The organism is Sorangium sp. KYC3313 (assembly GCF_052075895.1).
Taxonomy (GTDB): Bacteria; Myxococcota_A; Polyangia; order Polyangiales; family Polyangiaceae; genus Sorangium; species Sorangium cellulosum_B.
The window spans coordinates 9,945,325-9,964,983 of record NZ_CP197255.1 but is presented as its reverse complement, the minus strand read 5'-3'; the positions used below and the strand labels follow the sequence as shown (position 1 = coordinate 9,964,983).

Here is a 19,659-nt window from a genome sequence, read left to right as displayed (position 1 = left end):
GGCCGCCTGCGCCTGGCGCGCGGGCGTTCCTCGACCCGCGCGCGCCCGAGGCCCCGCCATCATCGCGGCGCCGGCGATCGCGCTCCGCGGCGCCGCGCGAGCCGCCCGAGCAGCCCCACCGCCGCGAGCGCCGCGGCCGCGACGCCCGCCGCCGGGAGCCAGCGCTCGCGCCGCCGCGCCCGCCGCCGCTCGGCCGCGAGCCGGCGGCCGCCCGCCCAGAGGAGCGCCGCGCCCGCCGGCGCCGCGGCGAGCGCCGCCACCGTCGTCCGCGGCGTCACGTAGACGTCCGCGGGCGCGGGCAGGTAGGCGCGCTCGGGGTAGTCGCCCGCCGGCCCCTCGGGGCCGTGCAGCGCCGCCATGCGCACGACCTGGGCGAGGTGCAGCGCCTGCCTGTCGGTCGTCTGCTTGATCTGCTCGCGGCAGCTGAAGCCGTCGGCCACGATCAGCGCGTCCGTCGGCGCCGACCGGACCGCGGGCAGGAGCACGCGCTCGCCGCACCGGATCGAGACGTCGTACTTGGCGCCCTCCTCGAAGCCGAACGCGCCTGCCATGCCGCAGCAGCCCGAGTCCAGGAGCTCGATGTCGAGGCCCATGCCGTGGAGCACGTCGCGCTCGGCGTCCATCCCCAGGATCGCCTTGTGATGGCAGTGGCCGTGCACCACAGCGCGCCGATCGAGCCGCGGCAGCCCGCGCTCGCCGGGCGACGGACGGCCAGGATCGCCCCCCGCCGCCCCCTTCAGGAAGTCGCCGAACATGTGCGTCTGCTGCCGGAGCTTCGTCGCCAGGGCGTCGTCGGGGAAGAGCCCGTGGAGCTCGTCGCGGAAGACCGAGACGCAGCTCGGCTCGAGGCCGACCACCGGCACGCCCCGCTCGATCGGGTCGCGCAGCGCGCCCATCACGTCCCGCAGCAGGCGCTTGGCCGTCTTCAGGAAGCCGAAGTCGTAGAGGGGCCGGCCGCAGCAGACCTGGCGCTCCGGGACGATCACTTCGTAGCCCGCCCACTCGAGCACCTCGGTCGCGGCGATCGCGGTCTCCGGGAAGAAGTGGTCGTTGAACGTGTCCGGCCAGAGCACGACCTGCGGTCCGCCGGCGTTGCGCCGCGGCCGCCCCTGGAACCACTGCCTGAACGACGTCCGCGCGAACGGCGGGATGCTCCGCTCGGGCGCGATGCCCGCGATCTTCTTCGCCACCGCCGCGAGCGCGGGCGTCTGCGTCACGAGGTTCGCGAGCCCCGGCACGAGCTGCCCGAGGCGGGCCCACCAGTGGATGAGCCCCATCGTGTAGGCGGCGCGCGGCCGCAGCCGCCGCGCGTAGTAATGGGACAGGAACTCCGCCTTGTAGGTGGCCATGTCGACGTGGACCGGGCACTCGCCCTTGCACCCCTTGCAAGCCAGGCACAGGTCGAGCGACTCCTTCACCGAGTCGTCGCGGAAGCCCCGGAGCTCGCCCCCCTCCAGCATCTCGAAGAGCAGGCGCGCCCGCCCGCGCGTCGCGTGCTCCTCTTCGTGCGTCACCATGTAGCTCGGGCACATCGTGCCGCCGCCGTGGCGCCGGCACTTGCCCACGCCCACGCAGCGCAGGGTCGCGCGCGTGAAGTCGCCGTCGTCGTCCGGGAAGCGGAAGTGCGTCTCCACGGCGGCGGGGTGGAAGTCGGCGCCGAGGCGGAGGTTCTCGTCGACGCGGTACGGGTCGACGACCTTGCCCGGGTTCATGCGGAACGAAGGATCCCACGCCGCCTTGAAGCGGCGGAACGCGGCGATGAGCTCCTCGCCGTACATCTTCGGCAGGAACTGCGCGCGCGCCTGGCCGTCGCCGTGCTCCCCCGAGAACGAGCCGCCGTAGCGGACCACGAGATCGGTCGCCTCGTCGAGGAAGCGGGTCCAGTTGCGGATGCCCTCGGGCGTCGTCACGTCGAAGTCGACGCGGCAGTGCACGCAGGCCTGCCCGAAGTGGCCGTAGAGCGCGGGCTGGTAGCCGTGGCGATCGAACAGCGCGCGCAGGTCGCGGAGGTACCCTCCCAGGTTGTCGGGGTGCACGGCCGAGTCCTCCCAGCCGGGCCACGTGTCGGGCTCGCCCGGGACGCGCGCGGTCGCGCCGAGGCCGGATTTGCGCACCTCCCAGAGCGCCTGCTCCTGGTCGGGGTCGTCGTACAGCTTCATCGACGGCGGGTTCGCCCCGCGCCCGAGGGCCTGCATGGCGTCGCGCGCCCGCGCGTCGGCCTCCTCCCGGGTGTCGCCCCCGAACTCGGCCAGCAGGAAGCCGCGGCCCTCCGGGAGGTAGCGCAGGTAGCGCTCGTGCAGCCCCTTCTTGCGCATGTCCTCGATGAGGCGGTCGTCGATCCCCTCGAGGGCGATCGGCCCGCAGCGCATCACCTCGGGGACATGGTCGCCGCTGGAGAACACGTCCGGGTAGCCGATCACGAGGAGCGACCGGAACCTGGGCCAGCCCACGAGGCGCAGGGTGGCCTCGAGCACCGTGACGCACGTCCCCTCGGTGCCGACCAGGGCGCGCGCCACGTGGAAGCCGTTCTCCGGCAAGAGCTCGTCGAGGTTGTAGCCCGACACGCGGCGCGGGATCCGCGGATAACGGGCGCGGATGAGATCGGCGTACCGGTCGCGGATGGCGCGCAGCTCGGCGTAGATGCTCCCGCGCCGCCCGCCCGCGCGGACGATGGCCTCGATCTCTTCCTCGCTCGTCGGCCCCACCCGCAGCCGCAGGCCGTCGTACGTCAGCACCTCGAGCTCGTGCACGTTGTCGGCGGTGCGCCCGCCGAGCACCGAGTGCACGCCGCACGAGTTGTTGCCGATCATCCCGCCGAGCGTGCAGTACTCGTGGGTCGACGGATCCGGCGCGAAGGTCAGGTCGAACTCGTTCGCGGCGTTGCGCAGGGTGTCGAGCACCGTGCCCGGCAGCACCCTGGCGCGCCTGCTCGCGGGGTCGAGCTCGAGGACGCCGCGCATGTACTTCGAGAAGTCGAGCACGACCGCGACGTTGCACGTCTGCCCGGCGAGGCTCGTGCCGCCCCCGCGCGCGAGGATGGGCGCGCCGTGCCGGTGGCACGCGGCGACGGCGGCGATCACGTCGTTCTTGTGGCGCGGCACGACGACGCCGATGGGCAGCTGCCGGTAGTTCGACCCGTCGGTCGCGTAGAGCGCCCGGTCGCCCGCGGTGAAGCGCACCTCCCCCTCGACCGTGCGCGAGAGCTCGTCCGCGAGCGCCTCCACCTCGGGGCCGGCCGCGGGCGCGAGCCGCACGCGCCGCTCGCCGGGGAAGCGGATCACGCCGCGATCGATCTCGCGCTGGACGGCCTCGGTCGGCCTGCCCTCCGCCGGCGCCTTCTCTCGCTCCTGCCTCTGTTCCTGTTCGACGTGCTGCATGATCTCTCCTCACACCGCGAAGCGCTCGGCGTCGGCGCGCCGGAGCGAGATCCCCATGCCGGAGCGGCCGAGGTCCGGGGCGAGCGCGCCGCCCGCGGGCGCCGCCGCGCCCTCGAAGAGCATCCGCTCGATGCGGACGTGGTCGTGAAAGAACTCGATGTGCGCGAGCCGCTGCACCGCGCACGCCGGGTGCAGGTGCAGCGAGGGGGCGCAGTGGCACGACAGGTCGAGCGAGCGCGCCTCGCACAGCGCCGCGGCGGCGAGGAAGCCGGTGATCCCGCAGCGGCTCGCGTCCGCCTGCAGGACGTCGACGGCGCCGGCGTCCAGCATGCGGCGGAAATAGACGAGGTCGTAGCCGTACTCGCCCGCCGCGATGTCCATGCCGGCGGGCGCCCGGTCGCGCAGGAGCCGCAGCCCGTCGAGATCGTCCGAGGTCACGGGCTCCTCGAACCAGCGCACGCCCTCGCCGGCGAACCGCTCTGCGAACGCGAGCGCCTGCTTGCGCGAGTAGGCGCCGTTGGCGTCGACGAACAGCGCGGCGTCCTGGCCGATGGCGCGGCGCGCGGCGCGCACGCGCGCGAGATCCGCGTCGGGGTCGCGCCCCACCTTCATCTTCACGCGCGGGATCCCCGCGGAGACCCAGCCGCCGAGCTGCTCCGCGAGCTCGGCCTCGGTGTACGAGGTGAACCCGCCGCTGCCGTAGATGGGCGCGCGGTCGCGCGCCATGCCGAGCAGCGTCGCGAGCGGGAGCGCGAGCAGGCGGGCCTTCAGGTCCCACAGCGCCGCGTCGACGGCGGCGATCGCCATCTGCGCGATCCCCGGCCGGCCGAGGTTGCGGACGCTGCTCACCATCGCGGCCCACGCGCCGGGGACCGCCATCGCGTCGCGCCCGCGCACGACGCCGGCGAGCCGGTCGGCCACGAGCCGCGCCGTCGCGACGTCGGCGTACGTGTAGCCGAGCCCGCGCTCGCCCCCGGCCGACGCGTGCACGACGACCAGCGTCGTCTCGCGCCACGCGAGCGTGCCGTCCGACTCCGGACGGTCGGTCGGGACGGTGTACGCGGCCACCTCGAGCCGCTCGATCGGGACCGACGCGCGCTGCTCCTCGTCGGCCATCGTCAACCCCGGTGCGGGATCCAGCTCTCGATCATGTCGCGGTACGCCTGGCGGACGATCCCGCGCCCGCCCGGGTCGCCCCGGAGCAGCGCCGACGTGAGCATCGTGGCCTGCTTCAGCGTGATGTGCGGCGGCAGCGGCGGGACCTCCGGGTCGGTGATCGCCTCCACGACCACCGGCCGGTCGACCCGGAAGGCCTCGTCCCAGGTGCGCGCGACCTGGTCCGGGCGGTCGATCCGCACGCCGGCCAGCCCGAGCGCCTCGGCGTAGGCCGCGTACGGGAAGTCCGGCAGCGTCTGGGACGCCTCGAACTTGGGATCGCCGCTCATGGCACGCAGCTCCCAGGTGACCTGGTTCAGGTCGCGGTTGTTGAGCACCAGCACGACGAGGCGCGGGTCCTTCCACTCGCGCCAGTACTTCGAGACGGTGATGAGCGCGTTGATGCCGTTCATCTGCATCGCGCCGTCGCCGACCATCGCGACGACCGGGCGGTCGGGGAAGGCGAACTTCGCCGCGACCGCGTACGGCATCGCGGGTCCCATCGTCGCCAGCGTGCCCGAGAGCGAGGCCATCATCCCCGCCCGGATCTTGATGTCGCGCGCGTACCAGTTCGCCGAGGAGCCGGAGTCGGCGGTCAGGATGCAGTCGTCGGGCAGCCGCGGCGACAGCTCCCAGTAGACGCGCTGCGGGTTCAGCGGATCGGCGTCGTTCATCGCCCGCGCCTCGAGCACCTTCCACCAGTCGGCGACGCTCTCCTCGAGCTTGCGCCGCCACGAGCGGTCCGTCTTGAGCTTGAGGTAGGGGAGGAGCGCCCGCAGCGTCTCGGCGCTGTCGCCGATCAGGTTGACCTCCATCGGGTAGCGCAGGCCGAGCATCCGGCCGTCGATGTCGATCTGGACGCCGCGCGCCTTCCCCTCCTCGGGCAGGAACTCCGGGTAGGGGAAGTTCGAGCCGACCATGAAGAGCGTGTCGCAGTTGGCCATCATCTCCCAGCTCGGCTTGGTGCCGAGCAGGCCGATCGCGCCGGTGACCCAGGGCAGGTCGTCGGGGAGCGCCGCCTTGCCGAGCAGCGCCTTCGCGACCCCGCACCCGAGGATCTCGGCGGCGCGCACGATCTCCGGCGCGGCCCCGAGCGCGCCCTGGCCGACCAGCATCGCGACCCGCTTGCCGGCGTTGAGCACGTCGGCCGCGCGCCGCAGGTCCTCCTCCTTCGGCACCACGCGCGGCGAGGCGTAGCCGATGCCGGAGTGCACGGTGCCGTGCGCGTGCGGGGGCTGCTCGACGGCGTCGAGCTCCTGGACGTCCTTGGGGACGATGACGCACGTGACGGTGCGCTCCGCCTTGGCGATGCGCATCGCGCGATCGATGAGGTGGCGCATCTGCGCGGGAGAGGACGCCATCTGCACGTACTCGTGCGCGACGTCCTTGAAGAGCGTCACGAGGTCGACCTCCTGCTGGTAGTGCCCGCCGAGCGCGGCGCGGTCCTGCTGGCCGACGATGGCCACGACCGGCTGATGGTCGAGCTTCGCGTCGTAGAGCCCGTTCAGGAGGTGGATCGCGCCGGGCCCCGAGGTCGCCAGGCACACGCCGACCTCGCCCGTGAACTTCGCGTGGGCGCACGCCATGAACGCGGCCATCTCCTCGTGCCGCACCTGGATGAACCGGAGGTCCGGAACGCGGTGGAACGCCCCGACGATCCCGTTGATGCCGTCGCCCGGATAGGCATAGACGCGCCGGACACCCCACGTGACGAGGCGCCTCAGCAGGAACTCGCCGACGGTCTGGGCCATGATTCCCTCACTGCGAGCTCGTACGTGAGCTCGGCCCAGCGCGGCGTGCGACAAACGTGCCGCCTCGCCGCGCCGCGCGCTGCGTGCCGCGGCTGCGCGTGCGAGCGTGCGCTATCCGCGCGGGCGCGGGCAGGGCGCGGGCAGGCAGGGCGGCGCGTCGCTCACGTGAGGAGGCGCCGCCATGGGCTCGCGCGCCGCGCGGCGGCCCTGCGCGCGCCGAACCCGACCACGGCCGCCGCGCACAGCGCGAAGGCGCCGAGCGACCCGCGATGCAGGTCGAGCCAGAGCTCCGGGCTCGAGGGCTTCGAGCGCCGGTCGAACGGGCCGTGCGCGCCGAAATCGCCCGGCACAGGCGCCCACAGGTCATCGACGCGATCGGGATCGGCGGGCTCGTCGGTCAGCTGCCGCGTGTACCCGACCCGGGCGAGCCATCGATCGAGCAGCCCGGGGATCACGCGGTTCCCCCAGATCGCCTTGACCGTCGGGAGGCCGACCATGACGTCGCGGCGGTCGTGGTGCGCGGCCCAGTAGAGCGCCTCGGCGGCCACCTCGGGCTGAAAGATCGGCGGGACCGGCTGTGGCTTGCGGGGGAGGCGCGACTTCGACCAGAGGAACTGCGGCGTGTTCATCGCCGGCAGGTGCACCATGCTCACGCGCACGCGGCTCTTGTCGTGGAACAGCTCGCTGCGCAGCGACTCGGTGAAGCCCACGATCGCGTGCTTGGACGCGCAGTAGGCCGACTGGAGCGGGATGCTCCGGTGAGCGAGCGCGGAGCTCGCCTGGACGATGGTGCCGTGATCGCGGGGGAGCATCCGCGCGAGCGCCGCGAGCGTCCCGTGCACATAGCCGAGGTAGTTGACCTTCATGACGCGCTCGTACTCCTCCGGTAGCGTCTCCTTCACCGGCGAGAAGACCGACGTCATCGCGACGTTGATCCAGGCGTCGATCGGGCCGAAGCGCTCCTCGACGGCCGCGGCCGCGGCCTCGACCTGCGCGAAATCGGCGACGTCGGTCGGCAGGACGAGCGCGCTCGCCCCGGCGTCCTCTGCCTCGCGACGCGCCCCCTCGAGCCCGTCGAGCCCGCGCGCGACGAGGCCGATGCGCGCGCCTTCGCGCGCGAACCGCCTCACCGTGGCGCGCCCGACGCCCGCCGACGCCCCCGTGATCACAACGACCTCTGGCCGCCTGCCTCCGTCGATTTCCATCGTGCTCCCACCTCGCCCGCGGCGTCAGGCAACGTGAATGCCACCCGGCGAGTCAGCGACCGCGAGGGGAGCTCACGGCCCGCACAGCTCCAGGTCCGGCGCCGGCGGCGCCGGGTACGCGTCGGTCGCCGCCTTCGCGAACTGGCACGCGAGATCGTCCGGCTGACACCCTGCCTGGGAGATGCACGCGCCGCTCTCGTCCGTCCCCTGACACAGGCACTCCTCATCTCCCGGGTCGCAGATCTCCACGAGCTCCATCATCCCTTCGTCCTCGTGGTTCAGCTTGTGGCAGTGCGCCACGAACTGGCCCGTGAACTTCCTGGGGTTCATGATCACGTCGCGCGGCCCGTCCTCGACCTGGACCCACATCGTGTCTCGCCAGTGGGCGAAGTTGGGCTCCTTGTTCGATTCGTTGGGGCACACGAGGAACGGGTTGATGTGGATATGGAAAGGGTGCCCGTCGAACGCGCGGATCTCCCACCGCTCCGGGCTCCCGACGGTCATGACCCGATCGCTCCGGTAGCCGCGGGCGCGCCGCTCGTCGAACTTGCGGCAGCTGATGTTCGGATCCGGGCAGATGCACACCGGCGCGTCCGGATCGACCTCGTGCGGGTGGTCTCCCGGGTCACAGGACATGAGCGCCACATCGCTGCTGAGATCCGGCGGCTTGCTCCCCGGCGTGGGCACGAGGAGCACCACCTTCTGGTGCACTGTCTCGACCGAATCGCAGCTCACCTCCATCGGCTCGCCGTCGACCGTGCCGGTCCACGAGGTGGGCGGCGCGAGCGCGGCCACGTCCTCCTCGGCGGGCAGGTTCACCTCGGTGGGCTCGCCCGCGCTCGGATCCACGTCGACGATCGCGATCACGCTCCCCAGGAGATCGTTCGGCCGGCGGCCCACGAGACAGAGCGTCTGCTTGCCTTCGGGCATCTTCACCATCACGTCGGCGCGGTACCCGGGGGAGACCCACACCGTGTCGCTCCTGTAGAACTGAGGGAGCGTCAGCCCGTCGCGCGCGATCTGCGTCGTCTCGATGGGGGTCCTGGGAAGGGGGTCGAAATCGGAGCACGAAGCGTCCTTCGCGACGTGGAGCTTCATCCCCATCTCGTCCGGGCTGCCCGCGTAGACCATGCGCCAGCGCTCCACCTGCCCGGGCGGCGTCGTGAGCCGCGGCCTGAGCTTGCCGTTGATCAGCGTGGCCCGGAGCGACTCGACAGCGAGGAAGTCGGTCACCGACAGGTTGTCCTCGGTGCAGGTCTCTCCCTCCTTCAAGGGCACCGTGTTCCGGTGATCGATGGGCACCTGCGTCATGACCATCACCCGCTCTCTGGCCCTGGCGATGCCGGGCAGCTCGTCGAGCGCGCCCTCGATGACGAGCGCCCCGGCGGCTCCATCCATGACCTGGATGGCCGTGGAGCCGTGGATGTGAGGGTGGTACCAGTCCGTGCCCTCGTGGTGGATCCCGTCCTCGTCCAGGTCCCAGCGGTACCGGGCGCTCTCGCCCGGCCCCACCTCGTGCAGCACGTGGTCGCCGAAATACCTCCCCTCGGGCGCGCAGCCGTCCCCCTCGCACGGGTCCGCGGGATCGTCCGTCGCGAAGTTGGGCTGCACGTGCAGGCCGTGGCCGTGCAAGTTCGTCAGGTTGAAGTCGTGGCACGACCGGTTGCCATGGCCCATCATGCTCGCGATCTCGCGGAAGTCGCTCTTCGTGAAGTCGTTATGCAGGGTCACGTGGACCCTGCGATCCTCGCCCTTCGGAATGCGGATCGTGGGGCCGCTGGTCATTCCGTTGTATGCACGGAGACAGAACCGCCGCCCGTCGATCTCGACCTCGCTCGGGCCGAAACGCAGCTCGTACGCTCCATCCGCGCCCGGCTGGAGCTCGGGGGGGTCCTCGTACGTGGACGTCGTCTGCGGCGTCGTGCTCGTCGTGCTCGTCTCCTCGCCTCCGCCGCAGCCAGCGAGCGCCGCGAGGGAGAGGGCCAGCGCCGCGAGCGAGCCTGTGCGCGTGAGCGCGTGCGAATCGTCTCGTGCCATCGACTTGTCTCCTCCTTTCGCGACGCTATCGAGCGGCGCGGCATGTGGATGGCCGAAGACGGTCACCCCTGGCTAGAATGCGGACAGTGGCAGGGTGTATGGACCTCGAAGAGCTTCGCGCCTTCCTCGCCGTGGTCGAGGTCGGCTCCTTCCTGGGCGCGGCCCGCGCGCTCGGCTCGTCGCGCACGACGCTGCGGCGTCAGGTCGCGTCGCTGGAGGCGCGCGCCGGCGTCCTCCTGCTGGAGAGCGTGCGGAGCGGCGTCGTGCCGACCGAGGCCGGGCAGGTGCTCGCCCGGAAGGGGCGCGGCATGGTGCAGGAGGCCGCCGCGCTCCTGGCCTCGATCCGGGAGGTGGGCGACGCGCCCACGGGCACGCTGCGGGTCATCCTGCCCGTGGGGTTGCCGCCGCACGTGCTGACGCCGCTCTTCGCCGCCATTCGCGGCGCGTATCCGAGGCTCCACGTCCACTGCCGCTTCAGCAACGATCCGCTGGGGGAGGCGCTCACGGACATCGACATCGCGGTGCACTTCGGCGAGGACGCGCCGGGCGGACACTGGATATCGCACGTCGTCCTGCGCGTCCGCGAGTGGCTCATCGCCAGCCGCGCGTACCTGGAGCGGCGCGGCACGCCACGGACGATCGACGATCTGAAGCACCACGAGCTGTTCGCGTGGCAGGCCCCGGGCGAGGACGCGCGCACCTGGCGGACACGGCGGGGCGCGCCCTTCACCGTGGAGCCGGCCCTCATCGCGACGGACATCCACTTCATCCGGCACTGCTGCATCTCCGGCCTGGGCATCGGCCTCGTCCCCGACGCGCTCGTGCCCGACCCCGACGTGGGGCCGGACGTGCTCGTGCCGGTGCTGCCCGACGTGGTCGGGCAGGAGCGGCCGGTGCGGCTCAGCGTGCCGGGGGCGCTGTCGGAGATACCGAAGATCAAGGTGTTCATCGGGCACGTGCGCGCGTCGCTCGGGAAGCTGTAGAGAGCGGCGGTCACCCGCTTCGGATACGGGCCCACCTCGACGTTTTCGGTGCTCAGCGCACTGGAGTGCGCTTGCGCGCCGAAAACGCCGATCTGGGCCCGTCTCCTGTGCGGGTGACCGCCGCTCTGCGCTCCATGTAGGAGAAGCGGGCGGAAAGCGCTGTAGAGCGATAAGGGGGTTGAAACTGCCTGAAAAGCGCAGAATTTCGAATCGCCAGGGTGCCATGAGACGCCATGAGACGCCATGAGACGCCATGAGACGCCATGATGCTTGTTGTTCTTATGGCGTCTTATGGCGTCTTGGCGGTTTATTCTCGGTTGAACAACGTGATCGCTATTCTAGGGGTCGCGACCCCGCGTGAACGCAGTGGATAGCTATCCCTAGGGGTCCCGGACCCCGCGCGAACGCAGTGGATTGCGGTCCGGAGGGTCCCGGACCCCGCGCGAACGCAGTGGATAGCGGTCTGGAGGGTCCCGGACCCCGCGCGAACGCAGTGGATTGCGATCTGGAGGGTCCCGGACCCCCCATCTGGCACAAAAGCGAGCGTTTTCAGGGGGTAGCTGGCACAGAATTGCGCAAATTCAGGCGCCATCTGGCACAAATTCCGGCGAAAAAACGCTCCGCAGAGCGCTTCGAGGGGGTCCGGACCCCTGTGTGTCGCAATGCATTGCGGTTGTGCCGGTGCCGGACCCCCCTCGTTTGGCACAGGCCTGGGCTGCCTGGCACAGTCCTCCCCTGCCGGAGACGCGAACAGACTGTGCACGCCAGGCAGAACGGACGCGCTCCCCCTCTCAGCCCGCGCCCTCTCCCTGCCGTAGATCCTCGATCAGCGCCTCCACCACCCCCTCCTCGTGCACCGCGCGCCGCTCGTCGCACATGGCCGCGCAGAGCTCGTCGTCCCAGGCCGCGGCCACGGGCACCCCGGCGAGCTCGGACCCCTTGGGCGCGGCGCGGTAGTCCGCGGCCCCATACCGCCAGGGCAGGGCGCCGTGCCTCCCGATCACCACGTTCCCGATGCGGATGCCGCCCCAGTCGAAGTCGCCGTGGTACCGCAGCGTCGCGCCGGCGCCGCGGAGCCGCTCCAGGAGCAGCCGCGCCGCGGTCCGGACCTGCCCCTCCACGCAGACGAGCGGCGCCCCGCGCGGCCCGAGGCGGTCGGCCGCCGCCGAGAGGACCGCCGGGTTCTCGCAGACGAACACCTCGCGCCCCGACACCTCGAGGCGCGGCGGCGCGCGCCACAGCTGTCGGACCGAGAGCCGGCAGGGCTCCCCCGCCGCCGCGTGCATCGCCAGCACCCGCCCGGCCAGGCTGTCCGGCGCCGCTCCCAGGTTGAGCACCAGCACCGGGGCGCTGAGGTCGTCCAGCAGCACGCCCGCCCGATCCCACGCCTCCCGCCGCTCCGCCGCGCGCTCCCAGCGCGTCACCCCGGAGAGCGCCGCCGCGAACCGGATCACCAGCGCGCCGAGCGGCGCGCCCGCGTCGAGCGCATGGCTGTCCCCGGTCACCGCCGCCGCGAGCTCCGCGAGCGCAACGCCCTCGGCCGGAAGGCGGCGCACCACCGCGACGGCCTGCCGGAGCAGAACCCGCGCCGCCCCGACGTCGCCGCACGAGAGCCGCCGCACGAGGCCGGACGCGCGAAGATCATCGAGCCACACGCCGACCTCGGGCCGGCCATCGCCCGACGCCGCGGCCTCGTCGAAGACCGCCTGCCAGCCCGCCTCGAGCCGCGCCGCCTCGGCGCGACGGTCCACGAACGGCCCCGTCAGCGCCTCGACCGCCGCCTCCACGCCCGCGCAGAGCTCCGCGTCCCGGAGGAGCTGCGCCAGCTCGTCCAGCGAGACCCGCAGCGCGCCGCCGTGGGTCACCCGGCCGAACAAACGCTCGACCGCAGCGCGCTCCGCGGCCGTCGGGTCGCGGCGCTGCACCACGGCGCCCCGCACGGGCTCGCCGCGCTCCAGCCGCCGGCGCGCCTTGTCCACGATCCACCCGAGCTCCCGGGCGCCGAGCACCGCCCGCAGCCGATCTCCGCTCACGAGGAGCCGCCGCCGCTCACGAGAGCCCGCCGCCGAACAGCGGCCCCGTCACGCCGTCGGGCGGCGGCTCCGGCGGCGCCGCCGCGGCGGCCGAGCGCACCCGCTCCCGCCCGTTCCACACCCACCGGGTCACGCCGACCGCGTCGATGCCGGGCCTCACCGTGAGCTGGTGGATCGACAGGCCGGGCAGCGTCGCGTAACACCCCCACTCGCGCTCGCTCGTCATCACGAAATCGAGGTCGAACGCGGCGAGGAGCCCCATGCACTTCGCCCGCATGTCGGGGTCGATGCCCACGAACGCCTCGTCCAGCAGGATGAGCCGGGGGGCGTGCGGGTGCGCGCTGCGGTAGTGCGCGGCCGCCGCGGCGAACTGCGGGATCGTCAGCGCCAGCGCCTTCTCGCCGCCGGACCCCGTCCCGTAGGTGCGCCTCGTCAGCCGCTTCCACGCGCCGTCCTGGTGGCGCTCCACCGCGAACGCGTGCCACCCCCGGTAATCGAGCGCCGTCGAGAGCTGCTCCTGCCAGCTCGCCGCCTCGCCGCGAGAGCGCACCTCCTCGATGCGCTCCTTCAGGAACCGCGCGAGCAGCGCGCGGTCGCCCGGCGACCAGGTGCCGCCCGCCCGCAGCAGCCGGTGCCGGGCTTCGAGGAGCCCGGGCGGGCCGTCCACGAGCGGCGCCCACGAGAAGCGGAGCCTCATCCCGGTGCTCGTCGGCCGGGCGGCGAGCTCCTGGTTCATGTCGCGCACCATGGCCTCGCACCGGTGCAGGAGATCGTGCAGGTGGCTCGCCACCTCGCCGATGAGGTGGTTCTCCAGCACCTCGCGCTCGCGCGCGTCGAGCACCGTCCGGCGGTGCGCCACCTCGTCGGCCAGCATCGCCTGGAGGTCGTGCACGGCCCACGTCCGGTCCTGGAACGGCACCGTCACCGCGACGAGGCCGTCCTCGCTCGTCGTCTGCGGCCCGTAGCCGTGCGGCAGGAGCGCGTCCCGCAGCGCCTCGACGTGCCGGAAGATGCCCCGCTGCAGCCGCTCCCACGCCCTGTCGTCGTGCTCGACGTCGCCGCTCGACGCCTCGATCCGCCGCGCCACCTCCACCGCCCGCGTCGGCGACCACCCGGCGGCCCCCTCGCTCCCGGGCTCGGCGTCCGCCATCTCCAGCACGGACAGGAGCCGCGCCCGCGCCATCGCCGCGAGCGCCTCGACGTGCCCCGCCCGCTCGCGCGCCGCGCGCTCGAGCCCATCGCGGAGCGGCTCGATCTTCGCCTGCGCGCGCGCCTCGGCCACCCGCGCGTCGCCGTGCGCGCGCTGCGCCGCGCGGTGCTCCGCGTCGCGCGCCTCGCGCCGCTCCCGCGCCTCGGCGAGCTGGCGCAGGATCTCGTCGACCAGCGCCCCCGTCGTCCGCTCCAGCGTGTCCCGGTGCACCTCCGCCTCGTGGAGGCGGGAGGCGGCCCGCTGGCGCGCCTCGGCGCGGGAGACGGCGCGCCCCTCGGCGAGCCGCGCCTCCTCCTCGGCCTTCTGCGCGCGGCGGAGCGCCGCCGCGGCGCCGCGCGCCGTCGGCCACATCGCCGCCGCGGCGTGGACCAGCGCCGCGAGCGCGGCGTCGTGCCGGTCGAGCGCCCCGACCCACGCCGCGAGCCCGAGGTCCGCCGCGGCACGGTCCCGCTCCGCGAGCGCCTGCGCCTCGCGCTGCCGCCGCGAGAGCGCGCGCTCCTCCTCCTCCGCGAGCGCGGCGCGGGCGTCGACGACGGCCGCCTCCGCCGCCTGCTCCGCGGCCAGCGCGCGCCGCAGCGCCGCGGAAGACGGCGCGCCGGCCGCCTCCTCGCGGGCGACGCGCGCGCGGCGATCGAGCTCGGCCCCCGCGGTCAGGGCGGCCGAGCGCGCCGCCGCCGCCTCGCGGAGCGCCTCCTCGATCGCCGCGAGCCGCCGCTTCCGCGCCGCCTCGCGCGACGCGTGGCCGACGTGCTCCGCCTCGGCCTTGGCAGAGGCCCCGTGCAGCGGGCCGAGCGCGAAGCTGCCCGAGACGTCGGCCCAGATCCGGCCCGCGCCGCGGCCGGCGCCGATGCGCGCCAGCACGGCCCGCACCACGTCCGGCGGCACCGGCGGCGCGCCGGGCGCTCCCTCGGCCGCGAGCGCAGGCGACGCGCGCAGCCAGCGGCCGAGCTGCTGCTCGCGCGGGAGCGCCTGCTCCCCGGCGGCCGAGAGCGCCGTGTCGAGCACCCCCTCGGCCAGGAGCTCGCCTCCGGGCGTCACCCAGGCGTCGAGCAGCCCCGCGGCCTCGAGCGCGGCCTCCAGGCCCGCCCGGCCGGCCGCGTCGAGCCCGGGATCGAAGTCGCACAGCTGCCACAGCGGCGCTCCAGGGCGCCCCTCGCGAGCGCCCGGCGCGCGCGACGGCGGCGGCTCCGGGCCACGGTGCGCGCCGCGCTCGAGGGCGGCCCGCTCCTCCTCGAGCGCGCGCCGCGCCTCCTCCGCCACGGCGAGGGCGCGATCGGCCTCGGCCCGCGCCGCGGCGAGCCGCCCCTGGGCGTCGGCGAGCGCGCGCTGCGCCGCCAGCGCCGCGGGGCTCTCGCCGTCGCCGTGCTCGGCCCACGCCGCGATCGCGTCGGCCACGTCGTCGACGTCCGTGCCTCCGATCGGGAGCTCCGAGAGCCCGCGCGCCCACGCGCGCCACGCGCCGACGAGCGCGTCGGCCTCCGCCTCCCGGTGCCCGAGCGCCGCGGCCGCCCGCTCCCGCGCGCGCTCGAGCCGCGCGGCCGCGCCCTCCAGCGCCGCGTCGGCGCGCTCCCGCGCGGCGCGCGCCGACGCGAGCTCGCCGTCGAGCTTGCGCAGGTGCGCGACGCCCCGGCGGCGCTCGGCCACGGCCGCGTCGAAGCGCGCCTGCGCGCCCGGGAGCGCGCGGCCGCCCGGATCGGCCTCCCAGCCGCCGGGCAGCGCCGGCGGGGGCAGGCCGACCTCCGCGCCGGCGCCCTCCGCCGCGGCGACCGTCGCCGCGAGCGCGTCGCGCTCGGCACGCGCGCTCGCGGCGGCCTCCTCGCGCTCGCTGCCGCGCCGCTCGGCCTGCTCGACGGCCCGGCGGTGCTCGAGCTCCGCCTCCCTCGCGTCGCTCGCCGCGGCCTGCGCCGCCCCCCGCGCCTCGTCGAGGGCGCGCGCCTGGTCCATCTCGGGGCGCCGGCTCAGGGTCTCGACCTCGCGCGCCGCGCCGCGCGCCGCGCGCTCGGCCTCCCCTTCGCGCGCGGCCGCCTGCTCCCCGGCGGCCCTGGCCTCGTCGAGGCCCGCCTCCGCCGCCCGCAGCTCCCGCATCACGGCCTCGTACGCGGCGTGCCCGCTCCGCACCGCGGCCGCGCGCCGCCGCGCGGCGACCCTCACGTAGCGCCGGTACTCGTCGAGGAACGCCGACGACGCCGCGCTCGCCGCGGCGAAGCCGTCGAGCGCCGCGCGATCCGCCTCGAGGCTCCTGAAGGACTCGGCCAGGTCGGCCACGACCGCGGGCGGCACGGGCGGCAGCGCCGTCGAGAGCGCCCTCGAGAGCTGCGCCTCGTCGAGCTTTCGCGACAGCTGCGGCTGCCGCAGCTGGATCAGGAGGTCGAGCAGCGCGCCGTACCGATCGCCGAGCTGGAAGAGCCGGCGATCGACGGCGGCGCGGTAGGCCGCGGCGCTCGTGAACACCTCGCCGCTCCCGCCGAGCTCCGCCTCCAGCCGCTCCCTCCCGATCGCGGCGCCGGCGCTCTGCAGGAACAGATCGCGCCCGACGCGCTTCGAGGTGACGAAGAGCCACTTGCCCGCGAGCCCGCGGCCCTCGACCGCGTGCAGCCCGCAGCCGAGCGTCAGGTAGTGCTCGGCCCCGTCGTCGTCGCGCCGGCCGAGCTCGAGCCAGGTGTAGCCGCGCCGCTCCTCGTAGCGGCCGAGGAGCAGGTTCCACTCGACGCGCTTCGCCGGGTCGGCGTCCGGCTCCAGGCGGTGGGGGCTCACCTCGCCGTCGAGCAGGAACGGCAGCTGCAGCGCGAGCACGCGCGACTTGCCGCTGCCGTTGTTGCCGCGCAGGAGCAGCCGGCCGCCCTCGAAGACGAACTCCTCGCTGTCGTAGCGGTAGAGGTTGAGCAGCCCGCTGCGGAGCGGCTGCCAGCGTCGGGTCACGGGGGAAGGCAGGGTCATCGCGTCTTCCTCGGCGTCCTCGCGCGCGGCGCGCCGTCGGCCCGGCCGGCCGGAGCGCTCGGGCCGGCCAGCGGCGCTCCGGAGCGCGGCGCGCCCGCCGGTCCCGAGGGGCCGGAAGGGGCGACGACGGCGTACCGGGCGATGGCGGGGAGCGGCGCGACCCCCGCGGGCGTCCAGCGCAGCAGGCGGAGCGCGGAGAGCCGATCGAGCGCCCTGTCGGTGAGCTCCACCTCGGCGCCCGCGCCGAGCGCCGCCTTCCTCCAGCGCCCGCGGTGCTCGGCGACGAGCTCCGCCACGCGCTGCTCGACCGCGGCCCGGCCGACGAGCCTGCCGTCGCGCGCGCGGCCCGCGAGCCACTCCGCCACGAGCAGCGTCAGGTGCCCCTCGGTGCCCTCTTCCGGCATCGCGAGATCGCTGAGCTCCTCGTCGGGATCGACCATCGCCAGCCCCTCGCGCCGCGCCTCGGCGACGAGCCCTGTCGCCCGCTCGATCTCGTCGACGACGAAGGGCCGCTGGGTCGTGAGGTACGCGCGCTCCTCCGGGGCGAGGTCCTCGTAGTAGACGACCGGATCGTCGAGGAGCCTCCGGAAGAGCCGGGCCCGCAGCGCCTGGTTGCGGGCGTCGTCCGTCTCCGGGGCGAGCTCCTCGACGATGCCGGCGAGCCGCGCGGCGAGGTCCGCGGCGTCGGTCGCCTCCAGCGTCGAGGGCCCGCGGCGTACGTTCAACATGGCGGCGACGGCGGGCCGGCTCACGCTGTAGAGCACGTCGCGGCGCTGATCGGCGATGAAGCCCTGCTCCTCGCCGGCGACGCGCGTGAGCACGCGCAGATCGAGGAGGAGGCGGACGACGTGGACGAGATCGCGCCGCTGGTCCTGCACGTCGAGCTCGAAGGCGCCGGCGCGGGTGAGCGCCGGGTCGTCGGCGAAATACCCCACCATGCGCTCGGCGAGCCGCCCGAGCGTGGTCTGGCGGTCCTCGCCCTCCAGCGCGAGCAGGGCCAGGCAGAGCAGCACGTAACGGCGGCGCGTGAACGGGGTGCCGTGGTGCGGGTCGAGCGCCGGCCGCGTGCCGTCGGCGAGGTCGGCCGGCGTCTTGCGCAGGCGCGCCTGCTCGGGCTCGACGAGCAGCGACCAGCGGGGGTAGCGGGCGAGCCAGGCGCGGAGCGCGGCGGCGTGCCGCCGCACGAGCAGGAACGACGCGGCGTGCGCGCCTGCGGCCGGCAGGAGGGGGTGGCGCAGGAGGGCCCGCAGCGCCCTCTGCCGCTCGTGGCGCTCCTGGGCCTCGAGGGCGCGCGTCATGGGCGCTCCGCGGGCGGAGGTCCCGGCGGGGCGGGCGTGCGGTGCCAGGACGGGGCCGCGTTCTCGGGGGCGGGCGCGCGATGCCGGGACCGGGGCGCCTCGTCCGGGGCGAGCGAGCGGAGCGTCAGGAGGTGATCCGGTCCGCGGAAGGTGCCCGATGGCGTCTCCACCGTCGCGACCTGGCCGTCGTTCGTGGGGACCAGGGAGATGGCGATCGCCCCGTCGGCCGAGGTGGTCTCGCCGCCGCCCGCGGCGAGCGCCTCGCCCAGCCAGTCGAGGAGCATCTCGAAGGCCAGCGGATCGAGCCGGCCGAGCTCGGACAGGCGCGTCGGCCGGCCCGTGGCGAGCCGGGCGCGCGCGTCGGCGATGGCGCGCTCGTCCTCGTCCTCGTGCGCGAGCAGGAGCGCCTTCTCGCGGGATCGGTCGATCACGTCGCTCGGACGGCCGGGCCGCGCGTGCCGGCCGGTGGCGCGGAGGCGCGGCGAGATGCGGAGCGGCGGCGCGTCGAGCCACGAGCGGCTGGCGGGGACCGGCGCGGCCTCGCGCTCGGCCATCGCCTCCTCGTTGACGAAGAGGTGCCGGGTCGAGGCGAGGGCGAACGCGGCGCGCCAGACGCGGTGGGCGTCCGCGTCGCTCGGGGCCTCGGCGAACCACCGGGCGAGGGTGCGGAGGTCGGCGGCGCGGTCGCTGCGGGTGAAGCGGCGGTCGTGCAGGCTCGCGACGGCGGAGAGCAGGGCGGGGATGGCGGCGCGGGCGCGGGCCCTGAGCTCCTCCGCCTGCGACGGCGCGCCCGGCCGGCCGATGAACCAGCCGCGGACGCCTTCGATCCGCGCCTCCCACCGCGCGGCCGCGGCCCGCTGGTCGGCCTCCTCGCCGTCGAGCGCGTCGGCGACCTCGCGCCTGCCGGCGCTGTCCGCGAGCCGCTGCGCCGCCGCGCCGTCGACGCGGCCGAGGAGCTCAGCGATGTCCGCCGTGGCGATGACGAGCTGGCCGACGAAGCGCTCGAGGTAGTCGATGAGGCGCTGCTTGTACGCGAGGAAGCTCGCCACGCCGGCCGCGTGCAGGTCGATGCTGCGCTGGAGGCTGCCCATGAACGCCTGCGCCTGCGTGGTGAGCTCGCCGAAGCGCGCGCGCAGCGCCGAGAGCGCGAGGTGGACCGCGCTGTCGTCGAGCTCCGGCCGGGAGAGCATCTGCGCGACGCTCTCCAGCAAGGTGCGGATGTCGTCGAGCGCCGCGGCCTGGAGCTCGCCGCGCTGCGCGAGCGCCTCGAAATAGGCGCCCACCGCGCGCTCCACCGCCTCTCCCTGCGGGGTGAGCTGGTACAGGAAGCGCGGCCGGTAGAACTCCTCGACGGTCGCGACATCCGCCGTGTCCAGGTGGGATTGCAGGTTCCCCCACTCGCAGAGCTTCTGGAGCGCCGTGTCCACGGCGGCCGGGTCGAGGCCGACCTCCCGGACGGCGCGGAGGACGTCCGCCGGCCGGAGGTGCAGCACGAAGCGCTCCCGCGCCTCGACGAACGAGCGCATGATGGCGCGGTAGAGCGCCGCGTTCTCGGCCGTCAGGTAAGAGAAGGCTGGAAGCTTGGCCGACGACTCTTCCATGATGACCGCACGCTCGCGCCGCGGGGCGCTGGCCCGCCATCGAACGCCGGCGCTACCTACTACCGGCGTCGC

General features: G+C 74.5%; 10 protein-coding genes. 1 reads left to right on the top strand and 9 read right to left on the bottom strand.

What is annotated here, in order from left to right; genetic code table 11:
* Positions 1–59: 59 nt before the first annotated feature.
* From ACSRUE_RS37765 to ACSRUE_RS37745, 5 genes are all read right to left on the bottom strand, one after another.
* Positions 60–3,377, bottom strand: a complete 3,318-nt coding sequence (locus ACSRUE_RS37765) for an FAD-binding and (Fe-S)-binding domain-containing protein (protein WP_441287809.1) — start codon at positions 3,375–3,377, stop codon at positions 60–62.
* Between the two features lie 9 nt (positions 3,378–3,386).
* Positions 3,387–4,493, bottom strand: coding sequence for an enolase C-terminal domain-like protein (locus ACSRUE_RS37760; RefSeq protein WP_441293174.1), 1,107 nt, complete (start codon positions 4,491–4,493; stop codon positions 3,387–3,389).
* A gap of 2 nt (positions 4,494–4,495) precedes the next feature.
* Positions 4,496–6,283 (bottom strand): thiamine pyrophosphate-requiring protein, encoded by a 1,788-nt coding sequence (locus tag ACSRUE_RS37755; protein WP_441287808.1) that lies wholly within the window; start codon positions 6,281–6,283, stop codon positions 4,496–4,498.
* A gap of 161 nt (positions 6,284–6,444) precedes the next feature.
* Positions 6,445–7,488 (bottom strand): SDR family oxidoreductase, encoded by a 1,044-nt coding sequence (locus ACSRUE_RS37750; protein ID WP_441287807.1) that lies wholly within the window; start codon positions 7,486–7,488, stop codon positions 6,445–6,447.
* Positions 7,489–7,560: 72 nt separating this feature from the next.
* Positions 7,561–9,525, bottom strand: a complete 1,965-nt coding sequence (locus tag ACSRUE_RS37745) for a multicopper oxidase family protein (protein ID WP_441287806.1) — start codon at positions 9,523–9,525, stop codon at positions 7,561–7,563.
* Between the two features lie 98 nt (positions 9,526–9,623).
* Between ACSRUE_RS37745 and ACSRUE_RS37740 the strand changes: the two genes are divergently transcribed.
* Entirely contained in the window at positions 9,624–10,508 is an 885-nt protein-coding gene (locus tag ACSRUE_RS37740; protein WP_441287805.1) for a LysR family transcriptional regulator, read from the top strand.
* 791 nt (positions 10,509–11,299) lie between these two features.
* Here ACSRUE_RS37740 and ACSRUE_RS37735 read toward each other — a convergent pair.
* The 4 genes from ACSRUE_RS37735 to ACSRUE_RS37720 are packed head-to-tail and all read right to left on the bottom strand — an operon-like array spanning position 11,300 to position 19,587.
* Complete coding sequence (locus ACSRUE_RS37735; RefSeq protein ID WP_441287804.1) at positions 11,300–12,541, bottom strand: TIGR02679 family protein; 1,242 nt, start codon at positions 12,539–12,541, stop codon at positions 11,300–11,302.
* Between the two features lie 16 nt (positions 12,542–12,557).
* The gene (locus ACSRUE_RS37730) at positions 12,558–16,688 is read right to left on the bottom strand and encodes a TIGR02680 family protein (protein ID WP_441287803.1); all 4,131 of its coding nucleotides are present in this window, start codon (positions 16,686–16,688) and stop codon (positions 12,558–12,560) included.
* Complete coding sequence (locus tag ACSRUE_RS37725) at positions 16,685–17,986, bottom strand: TIGR02678 family protein (RefSeq protein ID WP_441287802.1); 1,302 nt, start codon at positions 17,984–17,986, stop codon at positions 16,685–16,687. The genes ACSRUE_RS37730 and ACSRUE_RS37725 overlap by 4 nt, the downstream gene beginning before the upstream one ends.
* Positions 17,983–19,587 (bottom strand): TIGR02677 family protein, encoded by a 1,605-nt coding sequence (locus ACSRUE_RS37720; RefSeq protein ID WP_441287801.1) that lies wholly within the window; start codon positions 19,585–19,587, stop codon positions 17,983–17,985. Before ACSRUE_RS37720 ends, ACSRUE_RS37725 begins: the two co-directional genes overlap by 4 nt.
* Positions 19,588–19,659 lie beyond the last annotated feature (72 nt).

Bases quoted from the DNA above. Each gene is read 5' to 3' on its own strand.
- ACSRUE_RS37765 (WP_441287809.1), bottom strand. From the start codon at position 3,377: ATGCAGCACGTCGAACAGGAACAGAGGCAGGAGCGAGAGAAGGCGCCG.
- ACSRUE_RS37760 (WP_441293174.1), bottom strand. From the start codon at position 4,493: ATGGCCGACGAGGAGCAGCGCGCGTCGGTCCCGATCGAGCGGCTCGAG.
- ACSRUE_RS37755 (WP_441287808.1), bottom strand. From the start codon at position 6,283: ATGGCCCAGACCGTCGGCGAGTTCCTGCTGAGGCGCCTCGTCACGTGG.
- ACSRUE_RS37750 (WP_441287807.1), bottom strand. From the start codon at position 7,488: ATGGAAATCGACGGAGGCAGGCGGCCAGAGGTCGTTGTGATCACGGGG.
- ACSRUE_RS37745 (WP_441287806.1), bottom strand. From the start codon at position 9,525: ATGGCACGAGACGATTCGCACGCGCTCACGCGCACAGGCTCGCTCGCG.
- ACSRUE_RS37740 (WP_441287805.1), top strand. From the start codon at position 9,624: ATGGACCTCGAAGAGCTTCGCGCCTTCCTCGCCGTGGTCGAGGTCGGC.
- ACSRUE_RS37730 (WP_441287803.1), bottom strand. From the start codon at position 16,688: ATGACCCTGCCTTCCCCCGTGACCCGACGCTGGCAGCCGCTCCGCAGC.
- ACSRUE_RS37725 (WP_441287802.1), bottom strand. From the start codon at position 17,986: ATGACGCGCGCCCTCGAGGCCCAGGAGCGCCACGAGCGGCAGAGGGCG.
- ACSRUE_RS37720 (WP_441287801.1), bottom strand. From the start codon at position 19,587: ATGGAAGAGTCGTCGGCCAAGCTTCCAGCCTTCTCTTACCTGACGGCC.